Genomic DNA, 19,210 nt, shown 5'->3' on the forward strand with positions numbered 1-19,210 from the left:
TCCATAGAGTTGGCAATACTCATCGACAAAGCGAATCGTTGGTCGAGCTTCTCTGGAGGCGGACATCAGTTGCTAGGCTCTCTAAACTCTACTCTCTCTATTCTAAATTCCTCTGCTTAGAGTGACTGAAGAGGGTTAACCAAACAAGCCCAGGGGGTGGTGTGGATATATCCCGTGGATAGAGAGGCGGCTATGACTAATTTGCCGATCTTCCATTCTCCGATCGCTGTACCAGTTTCCAGCCTTCATAGGTGGCTAGCACTTGGGTTCCGTTAGGAAGGGGTTGGTTAGGATCGAGCCATGCAAATTCCGTTGGCCCGAGGGCTTCGACTTCTGTGCTGTGTTGGCCTACTTGGGGCGTGTAGACATTGAGCAGGAGATAGCGTTTCCGATCGCGCCGACTGAGCGGTTCCTCATTGGCGACAAAATTAATGGTTTGGTGCTGGAGAATTTGCGCAACGTTGGGTTGCTCTAAAAAGGATTTGAGGCTGGCTTCGTAATTGCCCCATAATCCCGTGGCGAAGGTGAAGGCCAGGGCGAGCCAAGGCGCTAGGAGTACGCTGGCCAGCCAATGTTTGACTAAGGTGGGTTGTTGGGTGATCGATCGCCGCTGCCAAACAGACCAGGGAAATAACCATCCCAGTCCGAGGATGGCGGTTGCAGTCGCGATCGTTCGGATATGGTCAATGTCTAGCTGAATGACCCCGGCTAAAACCGCGCAACTGAGGAGCAGGAGCAGGAGGCCAAATCCCCAAAAGACGCGACTGAGATAGCCCAAAAGTTGCGATCGCCGATCGTGTAAATAGTGGGCGACAAAATGATTAAGCGCGATCGCGGCAAACATCGCAATCCAGGGAAACAGTTGGAGGGGATAGTATTGAGTTTTAGTCCCAAAGAGATTGAGTTCTACAAATAACGTTGCAGGAAATCCCACGAGTAACAGCCAGCGATGGTGCAGCAATGTTTTGTAGGTGTGATTAACAACGCTAAGGGCAATGCCAATCAGTCCAAAAAAGACCCAGGGAAACCCATTAGCAGGAACATTCCAAAAATAATACAATGGCCCCGCGCCTTGGTAGGTTTGCTGTTTCAGATGGAAAAGTTTGCCAAACAGTTGCTCAAAAATCCAACTTCCATAGTTTGTATAGGTTATTCCCAACCAACTCACAACGGGAATTAAGCCCAGAATGAAGCCGCCATAAAGCCAAGGATTGAATAAGTGACGATGTTTGCGATTGGCTCCAATGAGGTAAGGCAACAGCGCGATCGCGGCGGGGATAATCATAAAGCCCTTAATCAAAAACCCCCAACCAAAAGCGGCTCCGGTCAGTAACAGCCAGGGTGAGTTTCTCGAAGTTTTGGGAGATGAGAATTGACGCGGTTCAGTAATGGTTGCAATTTTTGTTGAGAGTTCCTCCGATCGGGCGTTGGATGGTGGAGTCTCGCTGGCTGGAGTGATTGTAGGCTCAGCTTCCAACATGGCCCAGACTGCAAGCACTTCAATAAAAACTAAAACGCTATCTTGAGTCCCCAGTTTAGCGTACTGCAATGCTAGAGGCGTGACTGCAAAGATCGCTGCGCCGACAAGTGCGATTATGGGTGTTAATAACCGGGTGCCAATGCGATAAAGCAGTAATACTGTACCGACAAATGCGATCGTGCTGGGCAAGCGCACCGCCGTTTCCGTTAGTCCCAATAAACGATAACAGCCCGCAATTAGCCATTGAATCCCGATCGTACGATCGAAGGTCATGTTATTTCTCCATTGGGGCAGGAGCCAATTGTCTGTTTCTAGAATATGTTTGGCTTGGGCGGCGTAAATTCCTTCATCGTGGGCCATGAGGCTTTGTTGGCTACTTTGAATCAGGAGCAGGGGCAGAACCCAGAGCAACAACAGGAGATAGGGTTGAATGGCAATAAACCCAGGCCGCTGGGTGAAGGAATGTGACAATTGCTTAAGGGTGCTCTGAGCCATACGAATCCTGCCGAAACCGAGTGCCGTTCTCTAGATTAGCGTGAATTGGCAAGATGCTTAGAGGATGGCAAGGCAGTCCGAGCGAGGTACAGGGGCTGCCTTGCCACAGGGCTTTGTGGCATCCTTAGAGGCTCAGTGGATTCGTTGGGGAGAGGTTGGGAATTGGTTAGGGGAGGTTGGGACGGTTTGCGGGCGACTCCGGAACGCCCCCTTCGCAGGGCTCAGTTTGGAACGATCGGGAGTATGTCATGATGCGGCCTCGCGAGGCAGAACTGTCAGGATAGCGATCGCGAATTTTTTCTTCGGAGTAACAATATCCTTGGGCCATCATGACTTGGTAAAATTTGCGATGGTGATCTCGACCTGGATCGACAATGATAATCTGGCCAGAGTCGCTAATATGGCGATCGATAAAATCGGCTATTATTTGTGGATGTCCCCGTTCATAGAGAATATCACTGCCAATAATCAGATCGAACTTGCCTAATTGCGAATTCGCTTGTGTCCAGTCGCTTTGTTGAAATTTCAGGGGTGGCAGTTGATTGATGGCAACATTTTCCAATAGAAATGATTCCACCATTGGATTATAGTCACTGACGGTAATGTTTCCGCCCCGTTGGTGCAGCACAAGACTAGCCAAGGCAATGCCTGATCCGATTTCCAAAATCTTTTTGCCGCCGATCGGATATTGGCTCATTGCATCGGCAAGTACCAGACCAGAAGGCCAAATCGTGCCGAAATATGACCAAATGGCTGACGAGATCGCTTCCGTGGGCAGGTTGATCTGAGAAGATGGAAGGCTTTCTGGAGCGGGAGATTGATCGCGATCGGCCAAGGTACAAATCTGAAATGAAATATCGCCGATGCAAATAGTTTCAACTTTGGTCTTATAGTTGGCGATCTGAGATTTTGGCATTATTTAGGGTACTTCCAGAGGGTGCGCTATCCCCAGCGTTTGGGAAATGAGCCGATCTGGAAAGGAGCACCGTGTTGTCAGCAGAGCAGAGTCAACAGGGCAAACCAGAAGCCAAAAATTGCATTTCGCAGCTACTAAGTTGGCCTCATCATAGGTTGAGGAGAGTATTGAGTCAACTGACTTTAGGATGATTATGCTGAAACCTAGAATTTACGGGGATTTAGGCATTAGCTAGGAAGGAGATGTAGCATTTACGGTTGTTTAGCAAGAATGTTATCCTAATAATTGAAGGACTTGTTAAAAGAATAGTTGAGAGACTCGTTGAAAGAATTGTTACAGATAAAAGTGGCTGTAGTATTGACTAGCCCTCTATTACAATGTTGCTTAGGGTAAGTCTCTAATACCTATGCACTATTGACCTCCAGTGATCTCAAAGAACTCACTTGAAACTTGGACTCTACGGAAACCGGGATTCACTCTGGATCAGGAGGGTAAAGGCCGTGATGGCAAAGGTCATTTCAGGTTGCGTCGAGAGGTCTTGCTAGTGGCGGAATTTTTCCGACAATTCACTCCTGACAACGCTATACTGGATAAACCCTAGAATATCGTGAACGCAAAATTTGCTTGCTGGGCTGTCTCCAGGGCATCACCCGTGGCTAGAACTGTCGATCGCGAACAATGAACTGTCCTGGCTTTTTAGAAAAATAGTTTGGGTCATTTTTTTGATTTCAGGTAACCCTGCAATAATCTGTATAACAGGCCCTTTAATATGGAATCTACTCAACAAGAAGGTCAACGGAAGTATACCCAGCTTTGTGATTGGCTCTATGGTGACGAAGCAAAATTGCAACAGCTGTTGCGCCAAGAGCAAACCGGACACCCCGAAAAAGACTATTTTTGGTGTGTTAACCAAGTGTGGGGAAAATATCATACCTGGCGGATGGATAGTCGCTTTATCGATCGGCCCCAGGGTGCCATCAGAAAGTAATCTGGCATGGGGCACGGTTGATAAGTAGTGTTCAAGGGGATTAGCGCTCAGTTAATCTTGTAGCCCTTGGCTGAACCGCTTGAGACAGCACCCGCAGCCGAACCGATGCACGCATTGTATCGCTTCCTTGTTGTTACGGAATCCGCTGTAGATTTCAGTAACTGCAATGCTCAGTGATCGTAATGCTCAGTAATTGCTGTACCTCAGTGATTGCTGTACTTTGTTGCGGCAATGGTGGTACGCGATCGTTGATCTAATTCAACGATCGCGTCGAATACCTGCTAACTGACTGAGTAATTGGGGCAGGAGCCAATTGCCAGTTCCTACAATATGCTTAGCTTGGGTGGCGTAAATAGCCTTCATTGTGGGCCATAAGGCTCTGTTGGCTACTTTGGATCAGCAGGAGGGGCAAAAACAACAGCAGTAGATAGGGTTGCATGGCAATAAACCCAAGCTGCTGGATAAATGGGTGCGCCAATTGCCTAAGGGTGATTTGAGCCATGCGAATCCTACCTACACCGAAAGCCGTGTTCCCAAGAGAGTGGGGACTATCTTACCTGCAAGAACGGCAAAGTTACGATCGGCTTTCAGATGAAAATTTGTACCAACGCTCCTTGGGGTGGCTACGATCGAGATGAAATTGGTAGAGGTTACTGAGGTTGCACGATCGTCTTTCACTGCAACCTCAGGGCTTGATTACTCAATTACTGGTCCGAATAGGCATCTGCTCCATTCATGTTGGTAGGGTAACTGGCAAAAATGGGCGGGTCAGCCTAGCGGAAGACCTAGCGTGCGACTAAACCATTCGCCGATCGTGGGAGATTGGAGATCGAACCACTACTTACTAGGCGACCCCCTTCCCGGAGACGGAATGTTGTGATGGTGCCGTTTCCGGTATTTAGCGAGCTTAAGAAGCGACCATTACGACTAAAAATCATGTCGATCGGGCCACTCCCTGTGCCTGTGCTTGCAGTGACCCCATCGGCATTCAAGGCTTTTAATGCACCATTGGGCAGGATTTTAAACCCAGACAGAGTCCCACTAGCAGTATTACTGGTATAGGCATATTCACCATCCTTCGAGACCACAACCCAGCAGGCCGCCGTTTGGTTGGTTTTCGCCGCAGGGGTAATAGTCTTTAAGCGCCCGTTGTTGAATAGGTTGTAGGACGAGATTGAACTCCCATTGGGCGCACCGCCAACTGCCTCAGACACCAACAGACGTCCCTTACGATCGAAGGCAAAGCCGAAGGGGGTATTTGCGACTGAGGGATTACTAATGCGATTGCCAAGATAGCCAACATTACCATAGTAAATGACTGGAAAGGTTGCAATTTGGTTGGTGCTCTTTTCCGTCACGACCACAAAACTACCATCGGGGGTAAAGCTGACTTGGGCGGGTGCGGTTCCTTGGCCACTGAGGGGCCGTCGTGAGTCAGGCAATTGCACAAGTTGTCCAGAACTGTATAAACGGAAGCCAACAATGTCATCACTACCAGCATTCAGAACATATACCGTCTGGTTTTGCACCGCAATGCTGACAGGACGAGTGCCCCCAGAGGAAACTTTATTGACCAACACAGGCTGATCGCCATTGAAGCGAAATACGGAAATCTCATTGCTTCCTGCATTGACCGCTAACAGCAAGCGTCGATCGCGGGTTAATGCCAAGCCTCCTTGATTACCCAGCCCGCTGCCCGAACCTTTTCCCCCAGTAGCCGTTGTTCCGATCGCTTTCAGCGACCCATCTCTCATTTGTTGAAATGCTAGAACTTGATTTACATCAGTTGCATTACTGGCGGTATAAAGAACACCAATTGCGTCATTGTACGGCTGCGCGATCGCGCCTGATGCTGAAGTCGCTATGATCAGTGCAGTAAAACTGAGTAAAAATGTACGACGGTTTTTCATTTTGTATTCCTTGTATTGAATCTAAATTGATGTAAGTGATGTCTTAGTATCAATACAAATTAAATTTATTTTTGGATTTATATTTACAAGATTTAGATTTTACAAAATGCTTCTAATAACATTCTCAGAAAAACTTAGGGTATGCTATCAGTAATGTAACGATCAGTGATAGGAAATTAATTGAAATAGTGATGCGGGAGGGATTGAAAAGTAGAGTCCCGTAAAAAAGCAGAGGGTGATAGCATTTCTGTAACCCTCTGCTATGGAAACAGCATTGAAATGGAAACGGCATTGAGACAGGGTGATCCCTACAGCTTCCCTACACAGGCAACCCAACGATCGCGCAGCCTAAGCCGTCAATCGCATAGCTATGGGCGAGAAGCCCTAAATCGATTGTCCCTGCATGACCATTTCTCCCGCAGGAAGTACATTGGTCTGTTCGTCTTCTAGCGTGACCCCGACTTGAGTGGCCTGCCGCCAACGATCGACAGGAACCTCCATGACGACTTTGCCATTGGCTTCTGGCACAAACTGCACACAGGAAACCTTCTGGCCCTGTACAACGGCCCAGAGATGATAAATTTTGCCCGTTGGTGGCGGTGGCAAATGTTCAATGACCAAGAGTGCCTGTTTTTTCTGCGGTACCACGAATATTTTGCCCGCTGCTCCTGCCACCGGCCCACTGCCTTGCATGGTCAATGTGCGTCCCTGGGTGGCTGCCAAGGTCGCCATTTGTTCTTGCCCATTTACTGTTTGCTGTAAGTTAGCAATCTGATGCTGGGTTGCGGTTAGTTGTTCTTGGAGTTGATAGGTTCGTAGACCCAAAGCAGCCACCAGCGCGGCGGCGATTCCCCCCGCGATCGGTAACCCATGTTTTCGAAAGAACGGCAAGCGGCGCGATCGGGCTTGGGCTAAATCCACAGCTTGATCGGGTGCTTTGCCGACTCCATCTTTGCCGACTCCATCTTTACCGACATTCTGCGCTGCTACTAGCGCCTGTGCTTCTACCTGCTCTGGAGTCTTGGCCACGGGCGATGCTTCTGCCATCGCTGCGGTTAAAATTTGGCCTTTCAAACGTTCAGGCGGTTCGACATCTGGTAAACCTAATGGCAACAATGCCAGAATATTTTGCAGTTCTTCAAGCTGGGTCACCGCATCAGGATTATCTGCCAAATAACGCTGTACCTGGATCATTTCCTCGGAGGAAAGATCACCGAGAACGTAGCCTGCCAGCATTTCTGACCAGTCTTGTGAGTGTTTCATGGTCTTACTCCGCTAAGTCGTGTAACAGTTCGCGTAATTTTAAAAGTCCCTGGCGCGATCGGGATTTGACAGTTCCTAGGGGAATTCCAGTGCGTTTGGTGATGTCTGACTGGGATAGACCTTCATAATAGGCCATTTCTAAAACCGTTCGCTGGGCTTCTGGTAGGGCTTGCAACGCCTGACGCACGCGATCGGATAATTCCGTCAATGATGCTTGAGCCAATGTTGGACTATCCCCAGACTCTAACGTTGCAATCCGACTAAACCGTTCGACCATACTTTGCTGAGATTTTGCTGAACGTATGCGATTCAACGCCCGCGATCGGGTCATGACCGACAGAAATACCGTCATTGTGCCGCGTTCTGGATTGTATCGTTCCGGCTTTTGCCAAACGGCCAAAAACACCTCTTGGGTTAAATCCGCTGCTGCATCCTCAGTTTTGAGCATTTGCAAAGCGAGTTTATAAACTAGATGGCTGTAACGATCGTACAGTATTGCTAAGGCTGTCGGCTGCCGCTGACACAGTGCTGTCAGCAATGTCCGATCGTCTTGGGCTGAAGAATTTACCTGTTCGGGCCATTGCATCATGAGAGAAACCATAGGACACCGTCAACGACATAATAAGCACCCGCTGTCAGCAATACAAGGCTGCCAACGCGCATGACCCAATTCGATCGCTGCAATAGCCAACGACTTTGTTTCACCAGCCCTGTGAATAAACTGGCTAAAAAAATCACCATCGTATAGCCGATCGCGTAACTGACCATCGTCAGCCAACTGATCCACTGGGACCCGGTCGCCGCCGCTGCTGCTAAGACGGCAAATAAGACCGGACTGGCACAGGGAGAACTCACCAGGGCAAAGGTAAACCCGACGCCATAGGCTCCAGGAATCGGCAATTCCACTTGCGTTTTGGGCAGAGGCAGATGGAACCAGCCGGCAAAGCTGGCTCCCATCAATAGAACGATCGCGCCCACCAGTAGATTGATATACCCTCGGAAATCCACAAACACCGCCGCCGCCAAAGATGCAAATAATCCTAGGAGGCTAAAGGCGGTAATTGCTCCAGACACAAACCATAGGGCCTTGGTCAAAGCGTCCCAGCGGGATTTCATTTCCAGCGTACCGATGTAACTGAGATTAATTGGTAACAAACCCAGAATACAAGGAGAAACGCTAGCAATTAATCCCCCGACAAAAGCTGCAGGCAACAGCCATCGCTGCCCAACTTCTTGGGACTCGAACCACTGTTGATACTGAGTCGATAGGTCCAAAATGACCTGTTCTAAGGGCTGCCAAAGGTGGACAAATTGCTTTGTCAGGAGGACAATCAATGCGGTTCCGAAGGCTAAACCGATGAATTTCACGATAGGTAATCGTAAAAGGTTCGATCGTTTGACTGCCATGATTAACGCACCTGTTTAATCGCTTGTTGCAAAGCCGTTTGATAATCTTTTAAATTACCGTTGCCCCGGAATTGCTGCAGAATCTGTCCGGTGGCTGGATCAACGATCGCCACTAGCCCGGTTTGGGATTTATTTGACTGAAAGAAGCTATTTAAGCCCAATTGCTTCGCTTGATTTTGAGCTGACTGGGTCGAACCACGATCGCTCACATCAAAGGACACAAAATTTGCTTTACCCCGGTATTGCTGCTGAAGTTTGGACAATACGGGCGCAACGGTTTTACAAGCGGGGCACCAATGAGCGTGGACATTGACCACCACAGGTTTTCCCTGCAATTGCCTTGCCAAACTGCTATTTTGAGCAATCAGTACAGGGGCTTGCGGCAACATCGCCAAGCTGGGTTGTGTAGCCGCCGCGATCGCGACCCAACCCACTGTTCCCAGAACAGCCGTACCGAGCACAGTTGCAGCTACGATCGAAAAATCACGATTCATGAAGTCACGATTCATTGTCTCACTCTCACTTTTAGGGACTGTCAGACCAGCCTTGCGGTAGCGCTGGTATCAAAGTTACACAGCATCCCAGTGATTGGATTAATGTGGATTCGATGAATTCGTGGTGCGGCTCGATCGTTGGGGCTGCTGCCCAGTCTAGAACGTTCGATCTTGATTGGACGATCGGGCGACTTTTCCTTTTAACTAATCATCATCATGATCAGTCGGAAGCTTGTTGCATCAGCTCTTGGACGGTTTGCAGCAATTGAGGATTCCCATGCTCAATACATAAGTTTTCGGCAGTTTGTAAATCTTTTAAGCCACTCGCCCGATCGCCCAGCCGCAGCAGTGCAACTCCTCTGAGATAAAATCCATGCTCATCGTTGGGATCGATTTCGGTAGGAGTGCTGCCGCTAGAACCACTATGAATCGCGTGACTGAGGTGTTTAGCTTGTTTAAAGTCTGCAAATGCGCCGTTGGTATCTTGGAGATCATATTTTGCATTGCCCCGCCCGTAGTAGGCAGGTAAGTTGGCCTGATCAAGCTTAATCGCGTGATCAAAATCTGCAAGGGCAGCGGAATAATTTCGCGATTGATACTGGACGGCTCCGCGATTGTAGTAGGCATTAGCACTCGGGTTGAGGCGAATCACCTGGGTAAAATCGTCGATCGCTTGGGTGAGATTGCCTACATAGCTACTGATTGCAGCCCGCATAAAGTAGAAAGCATCCAGATTCGGGTTAATTTGAATGGCTTGGGTGAAATCGTTGAGAGCGTGATCTAAATACTGGGGGTCAGTTCTTCGCCAGAAAGTATAGGTCATACCCCGGATAAAATAAGAAAGGGCATTTTGAGAGTCAAGATCGATCGCTTGATTGCAGTATTGGATTGCCTTGGAATAATCACCTAAAGTTTGATATGCCGTGCCTAAACTCTGGTAAGCTGCAACGCATTGGGAATCTTTAGCTGTGGCTTGGATAAAGCACTCGATCGCTTGTTGAGAATGACCTCGACGTTCCCATTCCTGACCTTCTGCCACATAGGCCAAAGCAACTCGCTGCACAACATCTCGCTGAGATAGGAATGGAATGGTGAGAAGTTGTAAGCCATCCGTTGGAACTTTGACGTCATCAATTTTGGTATAGATTGGAAATAAATTACCAATTACAATGACAGCATTCGCAATATAAAATACAATCCCTGGGAAAAGTAAGGTATTAGCAATGGGATGAAGTACAAGGTTTTGTGGCAATTGCATCAGTCCCAGAATCATCAAAGCATTCGCCAACGGCCCTGCTAAGATAACTATAAATAACCGCGATCGATACCATGAAATAGACTTAGTCGATAAAAGTGTAATTCCTCCCGCTAGAATTGTTTTAACTTCCCAAAGAAAACCTAGAAACTGGAATGTCCAACGGGCTTTCCCCGTTCCAAGCACAATTTTGCTGACCTGCATTCCCACTAAACGAGCGGTGATTGCATGGCCTAACTCATGGGGTAGCGTCATGAGAACTATCATGACCTGCAATAGCAAAACATTCCCCAGCACCCAGATTAAGGGTCCCCAACGCTCAGATTGAAAGAGTATGAAAACGAAGCCAGCGATCGCAGGTATCCACAACCAATTTTCTAAATTCGATGCAATTTTCAAACGATGGTGGTTTATGGAGATTTCAGCCTTACTCATAGTGATGATTGGCTCATTGTGATAATTTGCTGGTTGATCCCTAATAATCATGATTTGATTAATATTGAAAATTATGACAACTCTGTTTGTTTTTTAACTAGATTTTTCCAACGAGTAGTGATGCATTGCCTCATCAATTTTAAGCTAGGGCAAATTTATAGCTTGGTCTAGTGATAGCTCCCTAAACCCGCTAGAATTGATCAGCAATTTTGAAGCTAAGCTTTGTTCAGCCCTTGTGTCCTATGCCTGATCCCAAATCTGAGTCCACGGCGGATCAACAGTTCAGTTTATTTGATTGGGGGAATGCGGAAGCGGAGGAGGAGGCGAATCCTACCACCTCTTCTGCCCAGTCTTCAGCGAGCCAGCCGTCCCCCCCAGTGGCTTCAGCGGCCACACCCGTCCCGTCAGTTCCGGCATCCTTTGATCCAAGCCAAATTCCGACCAGTGCTCGTATCCCCATTCCGGCAGGCACCTACGGGTCTATGGCGGAAATTAAGGCCCATTGTTCGGAGTGTCAGCGCTGTGACTTGGGTGCAACGCGGACGAATGCGGTGATTAGCCGAGGCAACCCCAATGCCCTCATCATGATTATTGGGGAAGGGCCGGGGGAAAATGAGGATCTCACGGGACAGCCCTTTGTTGGGAAAGCAGGTCAGTTGCTGGACAAGATTTTGGAGTCGGTACGGCTGACGGAAGACGACGTTTTCATTTGCAATATCGTCAAATGCCGTCCACCGGGGAATCGCAAACCTGTACGGGATGAGATGAATGCCTGCCGTCCCTACTTAATGGAACAAATTCGACTGGTGGATCCGAAGATTATTATCATGGCAGGGGCGTCCGCGATCGAAGGATTGCTGAACGAGAAAAACGTCAAAATCACGCAGATTCGCGGCCAGTGGCGGGACTGGGAAGGGCGAGCCTGCATGCCTGTGTTCCACCCGTCCTACCTGCTACGCAACCCCTCCCGCACCCAAGGCAGCCCGAAATGGCTCATGTGGCAGGATATTCAGGAAGTGCGCCGGAAATTTGATGAATTGCAGTCAGCACTGTAAGGCCCGCTGGCTCAGTGGGGAAGGGTGTAGAGGGGGGCGGAGGGTAGGTGATTGCTTTGCCAGTTGCTTTTGGGGTCTTAGGGATTTGCAAAGAAATAATATCCCCTCTTCATTCCCCTACCCTCCTACCCTTTTACTCTCCTACCCCCTACCCAATTGGGATTTTATTGATGCGCGGTTCCCTTAGGGGATCGTTGGCGATCGCACTTTAAGAGAGACTATTCTGGCAATTTGATGGGTAATTGTAGGATTTGGGCGATCGCTTGAATCTGTTGAGTGAATGACTCAGGCTGGGGCAAATGTTTGAGGATGGGCAAAACGGTGTTTAGGATTGCAAAGAAGTAGGCTTTGATGCGATTACTTCGCCGTTTGTCGGGCTGGTTCACTTCGATCGTCAAATCTTCCAGGTAAACGCTGACCAGTTCCCGACGGTTGGGGGGGAGGTGCTCTAGGGTGGGGGTGATGGCTGTAATGTGCTGAGCGAGGGTGCTGTAGTTGAGGTTGAGGTCAGAGCTATGGTCAGAGCTACTGTGACTAGCCTCGTTAGCAGACGCCCGATCGACCACTGGGATGGAAGACGGTGCGGTGTTGGAGATCGTTGCGCTAGTCAGTGGGACAGTAGGTTGAGCCGTTGAAAGGACAGCCTGGGTTGCTTCGGCTTGGGCCAGTGCTTGTTTGCCCTCCGAGGTTAGATAGGCCCGAACAATTTGAAACTCGCGGGTAAAGTTATCGTAGACCTTTGCTATTTTGAGGTAGCCGTCGTCGGAAAGGGTGTTGAGGTAATAGCTGAGTAACTGCATGGAAGACCCAACGGCGGTGGCAATGTCTTCGCCAGTCATGCTGCCTGCATCAATGACCCGTAGGATTTTCAGTTGTCGATCGTTGAGTACAGCCATAGGGTCACAAAAATCGGTAGATTTTCGAAGTGTTGATCTTGCAGCTTTTCAATGGTACTCAATTTTTAGCCTAGATCAGGATTCTTTACGGTTGGTGTGGATTTTAGTGGTAACGAGTTTGACGGGCTGACGAGCAATGAGTTTGCTAGTCGGGAGATGCGGCAGTCAATCGACCCGCGATCGTCGATCGCAGACTGCTCAAACTGCATAAAAAAGCGGCCAGTAAAGTTCTGACCGCCAAAGTTGACTATTGATGGTTACTCGTACCAAGTGGATTCTCTCAAAGTCCCCGGATTAAGGAGGGCTTTAGGGGATCACCATGGGTTGCCATTACCAATTGATTTGGGATTGCCCATGTGTATGACCCAATGGGATTACTTGCTCCACTTAGGCACCATGTTGGTGGTACCTGCATAAACTGCCAGATCGCCCAGTTCGTCTTCAATGCGCAACAGACGGTTGTATTTTGCAACCCGTTCACTGCGGCTGAGGGAGCCCGTTTTGATTTGTCCGGCACGGGTCGCCACAGCCAAATCCGCGATCGTGGTGTCTTCAGTTTCACCAGAACGGTGGCTGATGATCGATCGGAAACCATTGCGAGCACCTAGGTCGATCGCTTGCAGCGTTTCCGTGAGTGAACCGATTTGATTGAGTTTGATCAAGATCGAGTTGCCTGCTTTTTGGTCAATGCCTTTTTGCAAGCGGTCAACGTTGGTCACAAATAAATCATCGCCAACCAGTTGCACATGACTGCCAATCTTCTCAGTCAGTAACTTCCAGTTTTCCCAATCTTCTTCTTGCAGTCCGTCTTCAATGGAAACGATCGGGTATTCCCGCGTGAGTTTGGCTAGGTAATCGATGGTTTCTACCGGGGTGTGAGCCTTGCCATCAAAGTGGTATTGGCCGTCTTTATAGAATTCACTGGAGGCGACATCCAGGGCGATCGCCACTTGCTCACCGGGCTTGTAACCAGCCTTTTCGATCGCGGTCATCAGTAGGTCTAGGGCCGCTTGGTTAGAGGCGAGGTTGGGCGCAAACCCCCCTTCATCCCCTACACCTGTCAGAGAACCTTGATCTTTCAACACCTTGCTCAAGGCATGGAAGACTTCAGCTCCCCAACGCAGGGCTTCCCGGAAGCTGTCAGCACCAACGGGGACAATCATGAACTCTTGGAAGTCCACGTTGTTATCTGCGTGGGCACCACCGTTGATCACATTCATCAACGGCACGGGCAGGAGATTGGCCAAGGGGCCACCGAGGTAACGGTAGAGGGGCAAACCTAAGCCCTCAGCCGCTGCTTTAGCTGTTGCCAGGGAAACAGCAAGAATGGCGTTAGCTCCCACATTCTTTTTGTTGGAGTCTGAGTCTAGGCCGATCATGAGGCGATCGACCAGTTCTTGATTCAGGGCATCAACGCCAATTAATTCGGGAGTAATGATGGTTTTAACATTTTCAACAGCTTTGAGAACACCCTTACCGCCGTAACGCTTGGGGTCTTCATCACGCAGCTCGTGGGCTTCAAATGTGCCGGTGGAAGCGCCACTGGGTACCTGTGCTAGACCTTTTGCGCCGTTGATTAGTTGAACTTCGGCTTCAACGGTAGGACGCCCTCGGGAGTCAAGGATCTCTCTCGCAGAAATCATCTCGATCGCGGTATCTGACGCATCAAACATGTCTGGTAAACCTCTGAACTCAGCTTTTCGGTGGGTTAGGGAATTCTCAATGAACCATCGCTTAGAATACGACCTAATGGCCAGTTGGGAAAGAGTGCTGTTCACGAGGGGACGTTGCGGGGATCAAGATTGGCTTCAAGTGGGTATGGTTTCGCTAGTGTACAAGGATTTGAGACAGATTGTCTGTTCGTAGCTGACAGTAGCGGACAGTAGTAGAGTGATTGCAGTAGTTGCAGTGCAGTAGTAGCTTGACAGTCCCAGCCTGATAGCCTGATAGTCAGAACCTGATTGTCCCAGCCTAACAGCGGGAAAAGACAGGTATAGACAAGGAGAGATGAACGGCGAGCCGTTGGGTCTCATGAGGTAGAGGGTTTTAGAATATAGGCGTACGTGATTGGAATGGTAGGAGAGCGCCATGCGTTTGTTACATACGATGCTGCGAGTGGGTAATCTGGAGCGATCGCTGAAGTTCTACTGTGAAGTACTGGGAATGAAGTTACTGCGGCAGAAGGACTATCCCGGCGGAGAATTTACCTTAGCGTTTATTGGCTACGGCGATGAGGCTGACCATACTGTCATTGAGCTGACCTACAACTGGGGGCGGGAGCAGTACGAGTTGGGCGATGCCTACGGTCACATTGCGATCGGCGTAGATGATATCTACAAGACCTGTGAAGACATTCGATCGCGGGGGGGCAAAGTAACGCGGGAGCCGGGGCCCATGAAGCATGGTTCCACAGTCATTGCCTTTGTGGAGGATCCGGACGGATATAAGGTAGAGCTGATTCAATTGAGCCGTCAAGGGGGCGCTAAGGAAGAGGTTGCAGCTACGGTATAAACCTGGTTTATAGACGTATTTTGTCGCCTAGAGTTGAAAGATTTGTTTGTAGATTTGAGAAATCTGTTGAGAGATTTCTCAAATCTAGGCGGCATGATTGTGGTCAGTCGTCTGCTGCGGTTTACAGAGGCTGTTGTAGGGGAATGGTAATCCGGAAGGCGGTTCCTTGACCCAAGGTAGAAATACAGTCTAGGGTGCCGTGATGCTTCTCTGCCACAATCTGATGACTAATGGAGAGTCCGAGTCCAGTTCCTTGGCCCACTGGCTTTGTGGTAAAGAATGGATCAAATAAATGGGCTTGAATCTGTTCTGGAATTCCACCGCCGTTATCCACAAACTGAATGATCGCGTTACTGTTGTCTAAATGGGTTTCAATCTGAATCGTGGGTTGAGGACATTTTCCGGCTTCGTAGGCTTCTTCAAGCGCATCGATCGCGTTGCTGAGGATGTTCATGAATACTTGATTCAGTTGTCCAGCATAGCAATACACAGAGGGCAATGGGCCATAGTACTTGGTGACGACAATTTCAGGGCGATCGGATTTTGATTTCAGACGGTTCTGCAAAATTGTCAGCGTGTTATTCAAACCTTGGTGCAAATCAACTTCTTGAAGTTCCGTATCGTCAAGTCGAGAAAAATTACGGAGTGACAGGACAATTTCTCGAATGCGATCGGCTCCCACTTTCATAGAAGACAAAATCTGGGGCAAATCTTCCACCAAATAATCAAGATCCACTTCTTCAATTAAGCTGGCTAATTCCGGGGGTAGGTTCGAATAGCTAGCTTTGTATTGCTTAATGACCCGCAGCAAATCCTGGGTATATTCGCTGGTATATTTCAGGTTGCCGTAGATGAAATTAACTGGGTTATTGATTTCGTGGGCAATTCCAGTGACCAGTTGCCCTAAACTGGCCATTTTTTCGCTTTGTAGCATCTGGACTTGGAGGCGGTTGATCTGCTCTTGCAAATGCTCTAGTTCGATCGTCTCGTTCTGGCTCGGTTCCGCAGAGCTTTGCACAGTAGAATTTCCACTGGCACTTTCACTGGCACTTTCACTGGCACTTTCACTGGCACTTTCACCGTCATCTCTATCGTCACCTCGACTGTCACTCCCAGTAGCGTTTTCAGAAATTAACTTCACGGAAATTAAATCTGAGTCAGAGCAGGTATCTGAGCTAGAAGCCGCGATGGCATAGGTTGTCAGCAAATAAATTGTTTGACCCAATTCATTACAAATGGGAATGGTCGTGCAGTCGAGCAACTGAGAAATCCCTATCCATCGAGGGGTGACCCATTGGGTAAAAGCAACAGCGTTATTTTGTCGTAGAGCCGCGCGATCGTACTCATTCAAGCTTTCTGCCTGTTCAACAGGGAGCCAGTCTCCGGTGTGCTCCCCCATTAACGCGGCCCGTTCTCTGCCGAAGAGAGTTGCCGCTGCTTGGTTCCCGATTAGGCATTGCAAGGTTTTCACATCCTTGATGACGATCGCCGCTGTCGTCATTTCTAGAAGAGTTGTCAATAGGTGATTGATTTCTCCCTGATTACAGAAAATTTGGGCAGCTTTAGCCGCTGAAAATAGCGGGGTTGAGCAGGAATCAGGAACTAAAATCTCTGACATATGACCTCATCTATGGCAGTGAGTGAGCAACGATGGAAGATGAGCAAAGAGATCAGTTAGGACAGAAGTATCTCGTTGAATCACCCAGTTATTTAGCAAAGATCAATTCCCTGACTTCTGGTATTTGTAAAAGACTCCATTGGGGAGTCGAGTCTTATATTCAAAAAAAGAATTAGTTTTTCAGAACCAATCTAATAGCTGAGATAGCAACGCTTTACCTAATGACTAAAACCTGTCTAAGGTTCTAGGGAGTGCCCCGTATAGTTGAACAATCAACCCAAAAGTGAGGTTATGTTCTTCGAAATGACTGGTTGTATTGGAACGAGCCTTGAATAACTGAATATTGAATTTAAAGTTAGAATTCCACAAAACAGCCCAAGTTGAACAATTAATCGAAAAGAAACTAAAAGGTTTTGAGAGAAGCTGAACTTTTTCTCTAGTTTAATCCTTCGCCAACTATTGATTACACAATAAAGGTGAAAAACCAGAAAGATTTGGCAGTTAAAATTGTCTAGGAAAGCGTGATTTCAGCAAACAATCGGGCTGGTAAAGATGATTAACTTCGCTTCAAGACGAAGGATTTATCTGACTCTTATGCTAAATAACAATAGCTGGGGATAATACCGTTGTCTACCCTATTTTGATTCTGATTAAAACTCTGTATATTGCTCAATCAACTGACTAGAAAAAAGTAGATCGTGATCACAGTTATTTTGTGATCACGATCGCAATCTGTAGAGTAAATGTATACCTGCTAACAGTTGATGATCGACACACTAATCGACACACTATCGGCAGACCGGTTGAAGCATTTCTCCCGTTAAGCTAAAGGGACGCACTTCAGTAATTTTGATGGGAATAATCTGTCCCTTGAGTGTTTGAATATCTCCGTTAAAGAAAGCAAGCCGATTGCCTTGGGTTCGTCCCATAACTTGGGTGGCGTCCTTGGGGTTTTGATCCTCAACGAGTACTTTTTCCACACGACCTAGATAGCGTTGCGATCGCTCAGCAGCTTTTTGAGAAACCAAATGGTTCAAGCGTTGCAGGCGATCGGCTTTGACCTCTTCGCTCAGTTGATTGTCCCAAAGGGCTGCGGGGGTGCCGGGGCGGGGGGAGTAGGCGGCGGTATTCAACAGGTCAAAGCCAATGTCATCCACCAGTTTCAGTGTATTTTGGAACTGCTCCTCCGTTTCTCCGGGGAAGCCCACGATCGCGTCGGCACTGATGGCAGCATCGGGCATGTAATTGCGGACTGTTTCGATAATGCGGCGATATTTTTCCTGGGTGTAGCCTCGGGACATGGCTTTGAGGACATCGTTATCCCCCGATTGGAAGGGAATATGGAAGTGCTCACAGACCTTGGGCAACTCGGCACAGGCTTTGATCAACCGTTCCGTGAAGTAGCGGGGGTGGCTGGTGGCAAAGCGGATACGATCGATTCCAGGCACATCGTGGACGAAGTAGAGCAAATCGGTTAAGGTGTGCAGGTGCTGACCGTCGGGTTTACTACCGGGTAAGTCGCGACCGTAGGCGTCAATGTTTTGCCCCAGGAGCGTCACTTCTTTGTAGCCTTGACGCCCCAGTTCTTCCATTTCAGCCCGGATGGCTTCGGGGGTACGAGACTGTTCCACCCCGCGTACACCGGGTACAACACAATAGGTACAGCGCTCGTTACAGCCGTAGATAACATTCACCCAAGCCGTGACCAAACTATCCCGACGGGGTTTGGTGATATCTTCCATAATGTGCACAGGCTCGGTGGCTACCACCTGGTTGCCGTTAAACACCTGCTCCAGCAAGCTGTCTAGCTGATTGGCATACTGCGGCCCCATAACTAGATCCAGCTCTGGTACGCGGCGCAAGAGCTGCTCGCCCTCTTGCTGGGCCACGCACCCTGCCACGATTAAGGTCAGATCAGGCTGTTCCTGTTTGCGCTTGGCCTGTCTGCCTAGGTAGGAGTAAACTTTCTGTTCAGCATTGTCGCGAATCGTACAGGTGTTGTAGAGAATCACATCGGCTTCATCAGGTTCCTCGACTGCTTCAAAACCCATGGTTTCCAGAACGCCTGCCATGCGTTCGGAGTCGGCTTTGTTCATTTGGCAACCAAAGGTGGTGATGTGATAACGACGCGCCATTGCTGAAGAGGTTTTCTGATAGAACAGTCCTCTATTCTAGGCAATTTTTGGGGCGATCGCTTAGGCAACTTGCAGGGCCGGAGGATAAATCTTGGGAGCCGGTAGGGCTAAGCCACAGTCTTCCAGATGTTCAATGAGGATATGCAGTGCTTGTTGGCCGTGGTGAGCCGCTTCGGCAAAGGTGTGCCCGGTGGCGCAGGGTTGATGAACGATGCCTTCAAAGTCAGGCAAAAAAACAACATAACTTTGTTGCAAGGCAGACCATTGGATAACCATCGTATAGGGATTGTGCATGATGTAGTTGCCCTAAAATTGCATTTGCGTTGTCTTAAAGTTGGCTTGCAGATGTCTT

17 protein-coding genes are annotated in these 19,210 nt (G+C 48.7%); 3 read left to right on the forward strand and 14 right to left on the reverse strand.

Annotated features, from left to right (window positions below):
* Positions 1 to 196: 196 nt before the first annotated feature.
* Positions 197 to 1,975: an ArnT family glycosyltransferase gene (locus ACN4EG_RS17375; protein ID WP_431631323.1), complete on the reverse strand. Its 1,779-nt coding sequence runs from the start codon at positions 1,973 to 1,975 to the stop codon at positions 197 to 199.
* A gap of 166 nt (positions 1,976 to 2,141) precedes the next feature.
* The gene (locus tag ACN4EG_RS17380) at positions 2,142 to 2,891 is read right to left on the reverse strand and encodes a class I SAM-dependent methyltransferase (RefSeq protein WP_431631324.1); all 750 of its coding nucleotides are present in this window, start codon (positions 2,889 to 2,891) and stop codon (positions 2,142 to 2,144) included.
* A 769-nt stretch (positions 2,892 to 3,660) separates the two neighbouring features.
* Between ACN4EG_RS17380 and ACN4EG_RS17385 the strand changes: the two genes are divergently transcribed.
* Complete coding sequence (locus ACN4EG_RS17385) at positions 3,661 to 3,879, forward strand: hypothetical protein (RefSeq protein WP_431631326.1); 219 nt, start codon at positions 3,661 to 3,663, stop codon at positions 3,877 to 3,879.
* Between the two features lie 334 nt (positions 3,880 to 4,213).
* Here the strand turns inward: ACN4EG_RS17385 and ACN4EG_RS17390 are convergent, their stop codons facing one another.
* The 7 genes from ACN4EG_RS17390 to ACN4EG_RS17420 form a co-directional block, all read right to left on the reverse strand.
* A complete protein-coding gene (locus tag ACN4EG_RS17390) occupies positions 4,214 to 4,381 on the reverse strand; it encodes a hypothetical protein (RefSeq protein WP_431631327.1) in 168 nt (55 codons plus the stop codon).
* A gap of 283 nt (positions 4,382 to 4,664) precedes the next feature.
* Complete coding sequence (locus ACN4EG_RS17395) at positions 4,665 to 5,789, reverse strand: lactonase family protein (protein ID WP_431631328.1); 1,125 nt, start codon at positions 5,787 to 5,789, stop codon at positions 4,665 to 4,667.
* Positions 5,790 to 6,173: 384 nt separating this feature from the next.
* Positions 6,174 to 7,052, reverse strand: coding sequence for an anti-sigma factor domain-containing protein (locus ACN4EG_RS17400; RefSeq protein ID WP_431631329.1), 879 nt, complete (start codon positions 7,050 to 7,052; stop codon positions 6,174 to 6,176).
* A gap of 4 nt (positions 7,053 to 7,056) precedes the next feature.
* Complete coding sequence (locus tag ACN4EG_RS17405; RefSeq protein WP_431631330.1) at positions 7,057 to 7,653, reverse strand: sigma-70 family RNA polymerase sigma factor; 597 nt, start codon at positions 7,651 to 7,653, stop codon at positions 7,057 to 7,059.
* Entirely contained in the window at positions 7,638 to 8,459 is an 822-nt protein-coding gene (locus ACN4EG_RS17410) for a cytochrome c biogenesis protein CcdA (protein ID WP_431631331.1), read from the reverse strand. Before ACN4EG_RS17410 ends, ACN4EG_RS17405 begins: the two co-directional genes overlap by 16 nt.
* A gap of 2 nt (positions 8,460 to 8,461) precedes the next feature.
* Complete coding sequence (locus ACN4EG_RS17415) at positions 8,462 to 8,968, reverse strand: TlpA family protein disulfide reductase (RefSeq protein ID WP_431631332.1); 507 nt, start codon at positions 8,966 to 8,968, stop codon at positions 8,462 to 8,464.
* Between the two features lie 205 nt (positions 8,969 to 9,173).
* Positions 9,174 to 10,694 carry a M50 family metallopeptidase gene (locus tag ACN4EG_RS17420; RefSeq protein ID WP_431631334.1) on the reverse strand — a complete coding sequence of 507 codons (1,521 nt, stop codon included), beginning with the start codon at positions 10,692 to 10,694 and terminating at the stop codon, positions 9,174 to 9,176.
* A 191-nt stretch (positions 10,695 to 10,885) separates the two neighbouring features.
* On the opposite strand from ACN4EG_RS17420, the gene ACN4EG_RS17425 reads away from it, so the two are divergent.
* Positions 10,886 to 11,698: a uracil-DNA glycosylase gene (locus tag ACN4EG_RS17425; RefSeq protein WP_431631335.1), complete on the forward strand. Its 813-nt coding sequence runs from the start codon at positions 10,886 to 10,888 to the stop codon at positions 11,696 to 11,698.
* 218 nt (positions 11,699 to 11,916) lie between these two features.
* On the opposite strand, the gene ACN4EG_RS17430 is transcribed toward ACN4EG_RS17425, so the two are convergent.
* Together ACN4EG_RS17430 and eno are read right to left on the reverse strand one after the other, a co-directional pair.
* Positions 11,917 to 12,594 (reverse strand): hypothetical protein, encoded by a 678-nt coding sequence (locus tag ACN4EG_RS17430; RefSeq protein WP_431631336.1) that lies wholly within the window; start codon positions 12,592 to 12,594, stop codon positions 11,917 to 11,919.
* Positions 12,595 to 12,968: 374 nt separating this feature from the next.
* Positions 12,969 to 14,267 (reverse strand): phosphopyruvate hydratase, encoded by a 1,299-nt coding sequence (gene eno, locus ACN4EG_RS17435; protein ID WP_431631337.1) that lies wholly within the window; start codon positions 14,265 to 14,267, stop codon positions 12,969 to 12,971.
* 415 nt (positions 14,268 to 14,682) lie between these two features.
* Between eno and gloA the strand changes: the two genes are divergently transcribed.
* Positions 14,683 to 15,105, forward strand: coding sequence for a lactoylglutathione lyase (gene gloA, locus ACN4EG_RS17440; RefSeq protein ID WP_431631338.1), 423 nt, complete (start codon positions 14,683 to 14,685; stop codon positions 15,103 to 15,105).
* A 121-nt stretch (positions 15,106 to 15,226) separates the two neighbouring features.
* Here gloA and ACN4EG_RS17445 read toward each other — a convergent pair whose 3' ends face one another.
* The 3 genes from ACN4EG_RS17445 to ACN4EG_RS17455 form a co-directional block, all read right to left on the reverse strand.
* Positions 15,227 to 16,723, reverse strand: a complete 1,497-nt coding sequence (locus ACN4EG_RS17445; RefSeq protein ID WP_431631339.1) for an ATP-binding protein — start codon at positions 16,721 to 16,723, stop codon at positions 15,227 to 15,229.
* Between the two features lie 788 nt (positions 16,724 to 17,511).
* Positions 17,512 to 18,858: a tRNA (N6-isopentenyl adenosine(37)-C2)-methylthiotransferase MiaB gene (gene miaB / locus ACN4EG_RS17450; RefSeq protein WP_431631340.1), complete on the reverse strand. Its 1,347-nt coding sequence runs from the start codon at positions 18,856 to 18,858 to the stop codon at positions 17,512 to 17,514.
* Positions 18,859 to 18,918: 60 nt separating this feature from the next.
* Positions 18,919 to 19,152 carry a type II toxin-antitoxin system HicB family antitoxin gene (locus tag ACN4EG_RS17455; RefSeq protein ID WP_431631341.1) on the reverse strand — a complete coding sequence of 78 codons (234 nt, stop codon included), beginning with the start codon at positions 19,150 to 19,152 and terminating at the stop codon, positions 18,919 to 18,921.
* Positions 19,153 to 19,210: the final 58 nt, after the last annotated feature.

This window comes from Alkalinema pantanalense CENA528 (assembly GCF_050753345.1).
In the GTDB taxonomy this organism is placed as follows: domain Bacteria; phylum Cyanobacteriota; class Cyanobacteriia; order Leptolyngbyales; family Leptolyngbyaceae; genus Alkalinema; species Alkalinema pantanalense.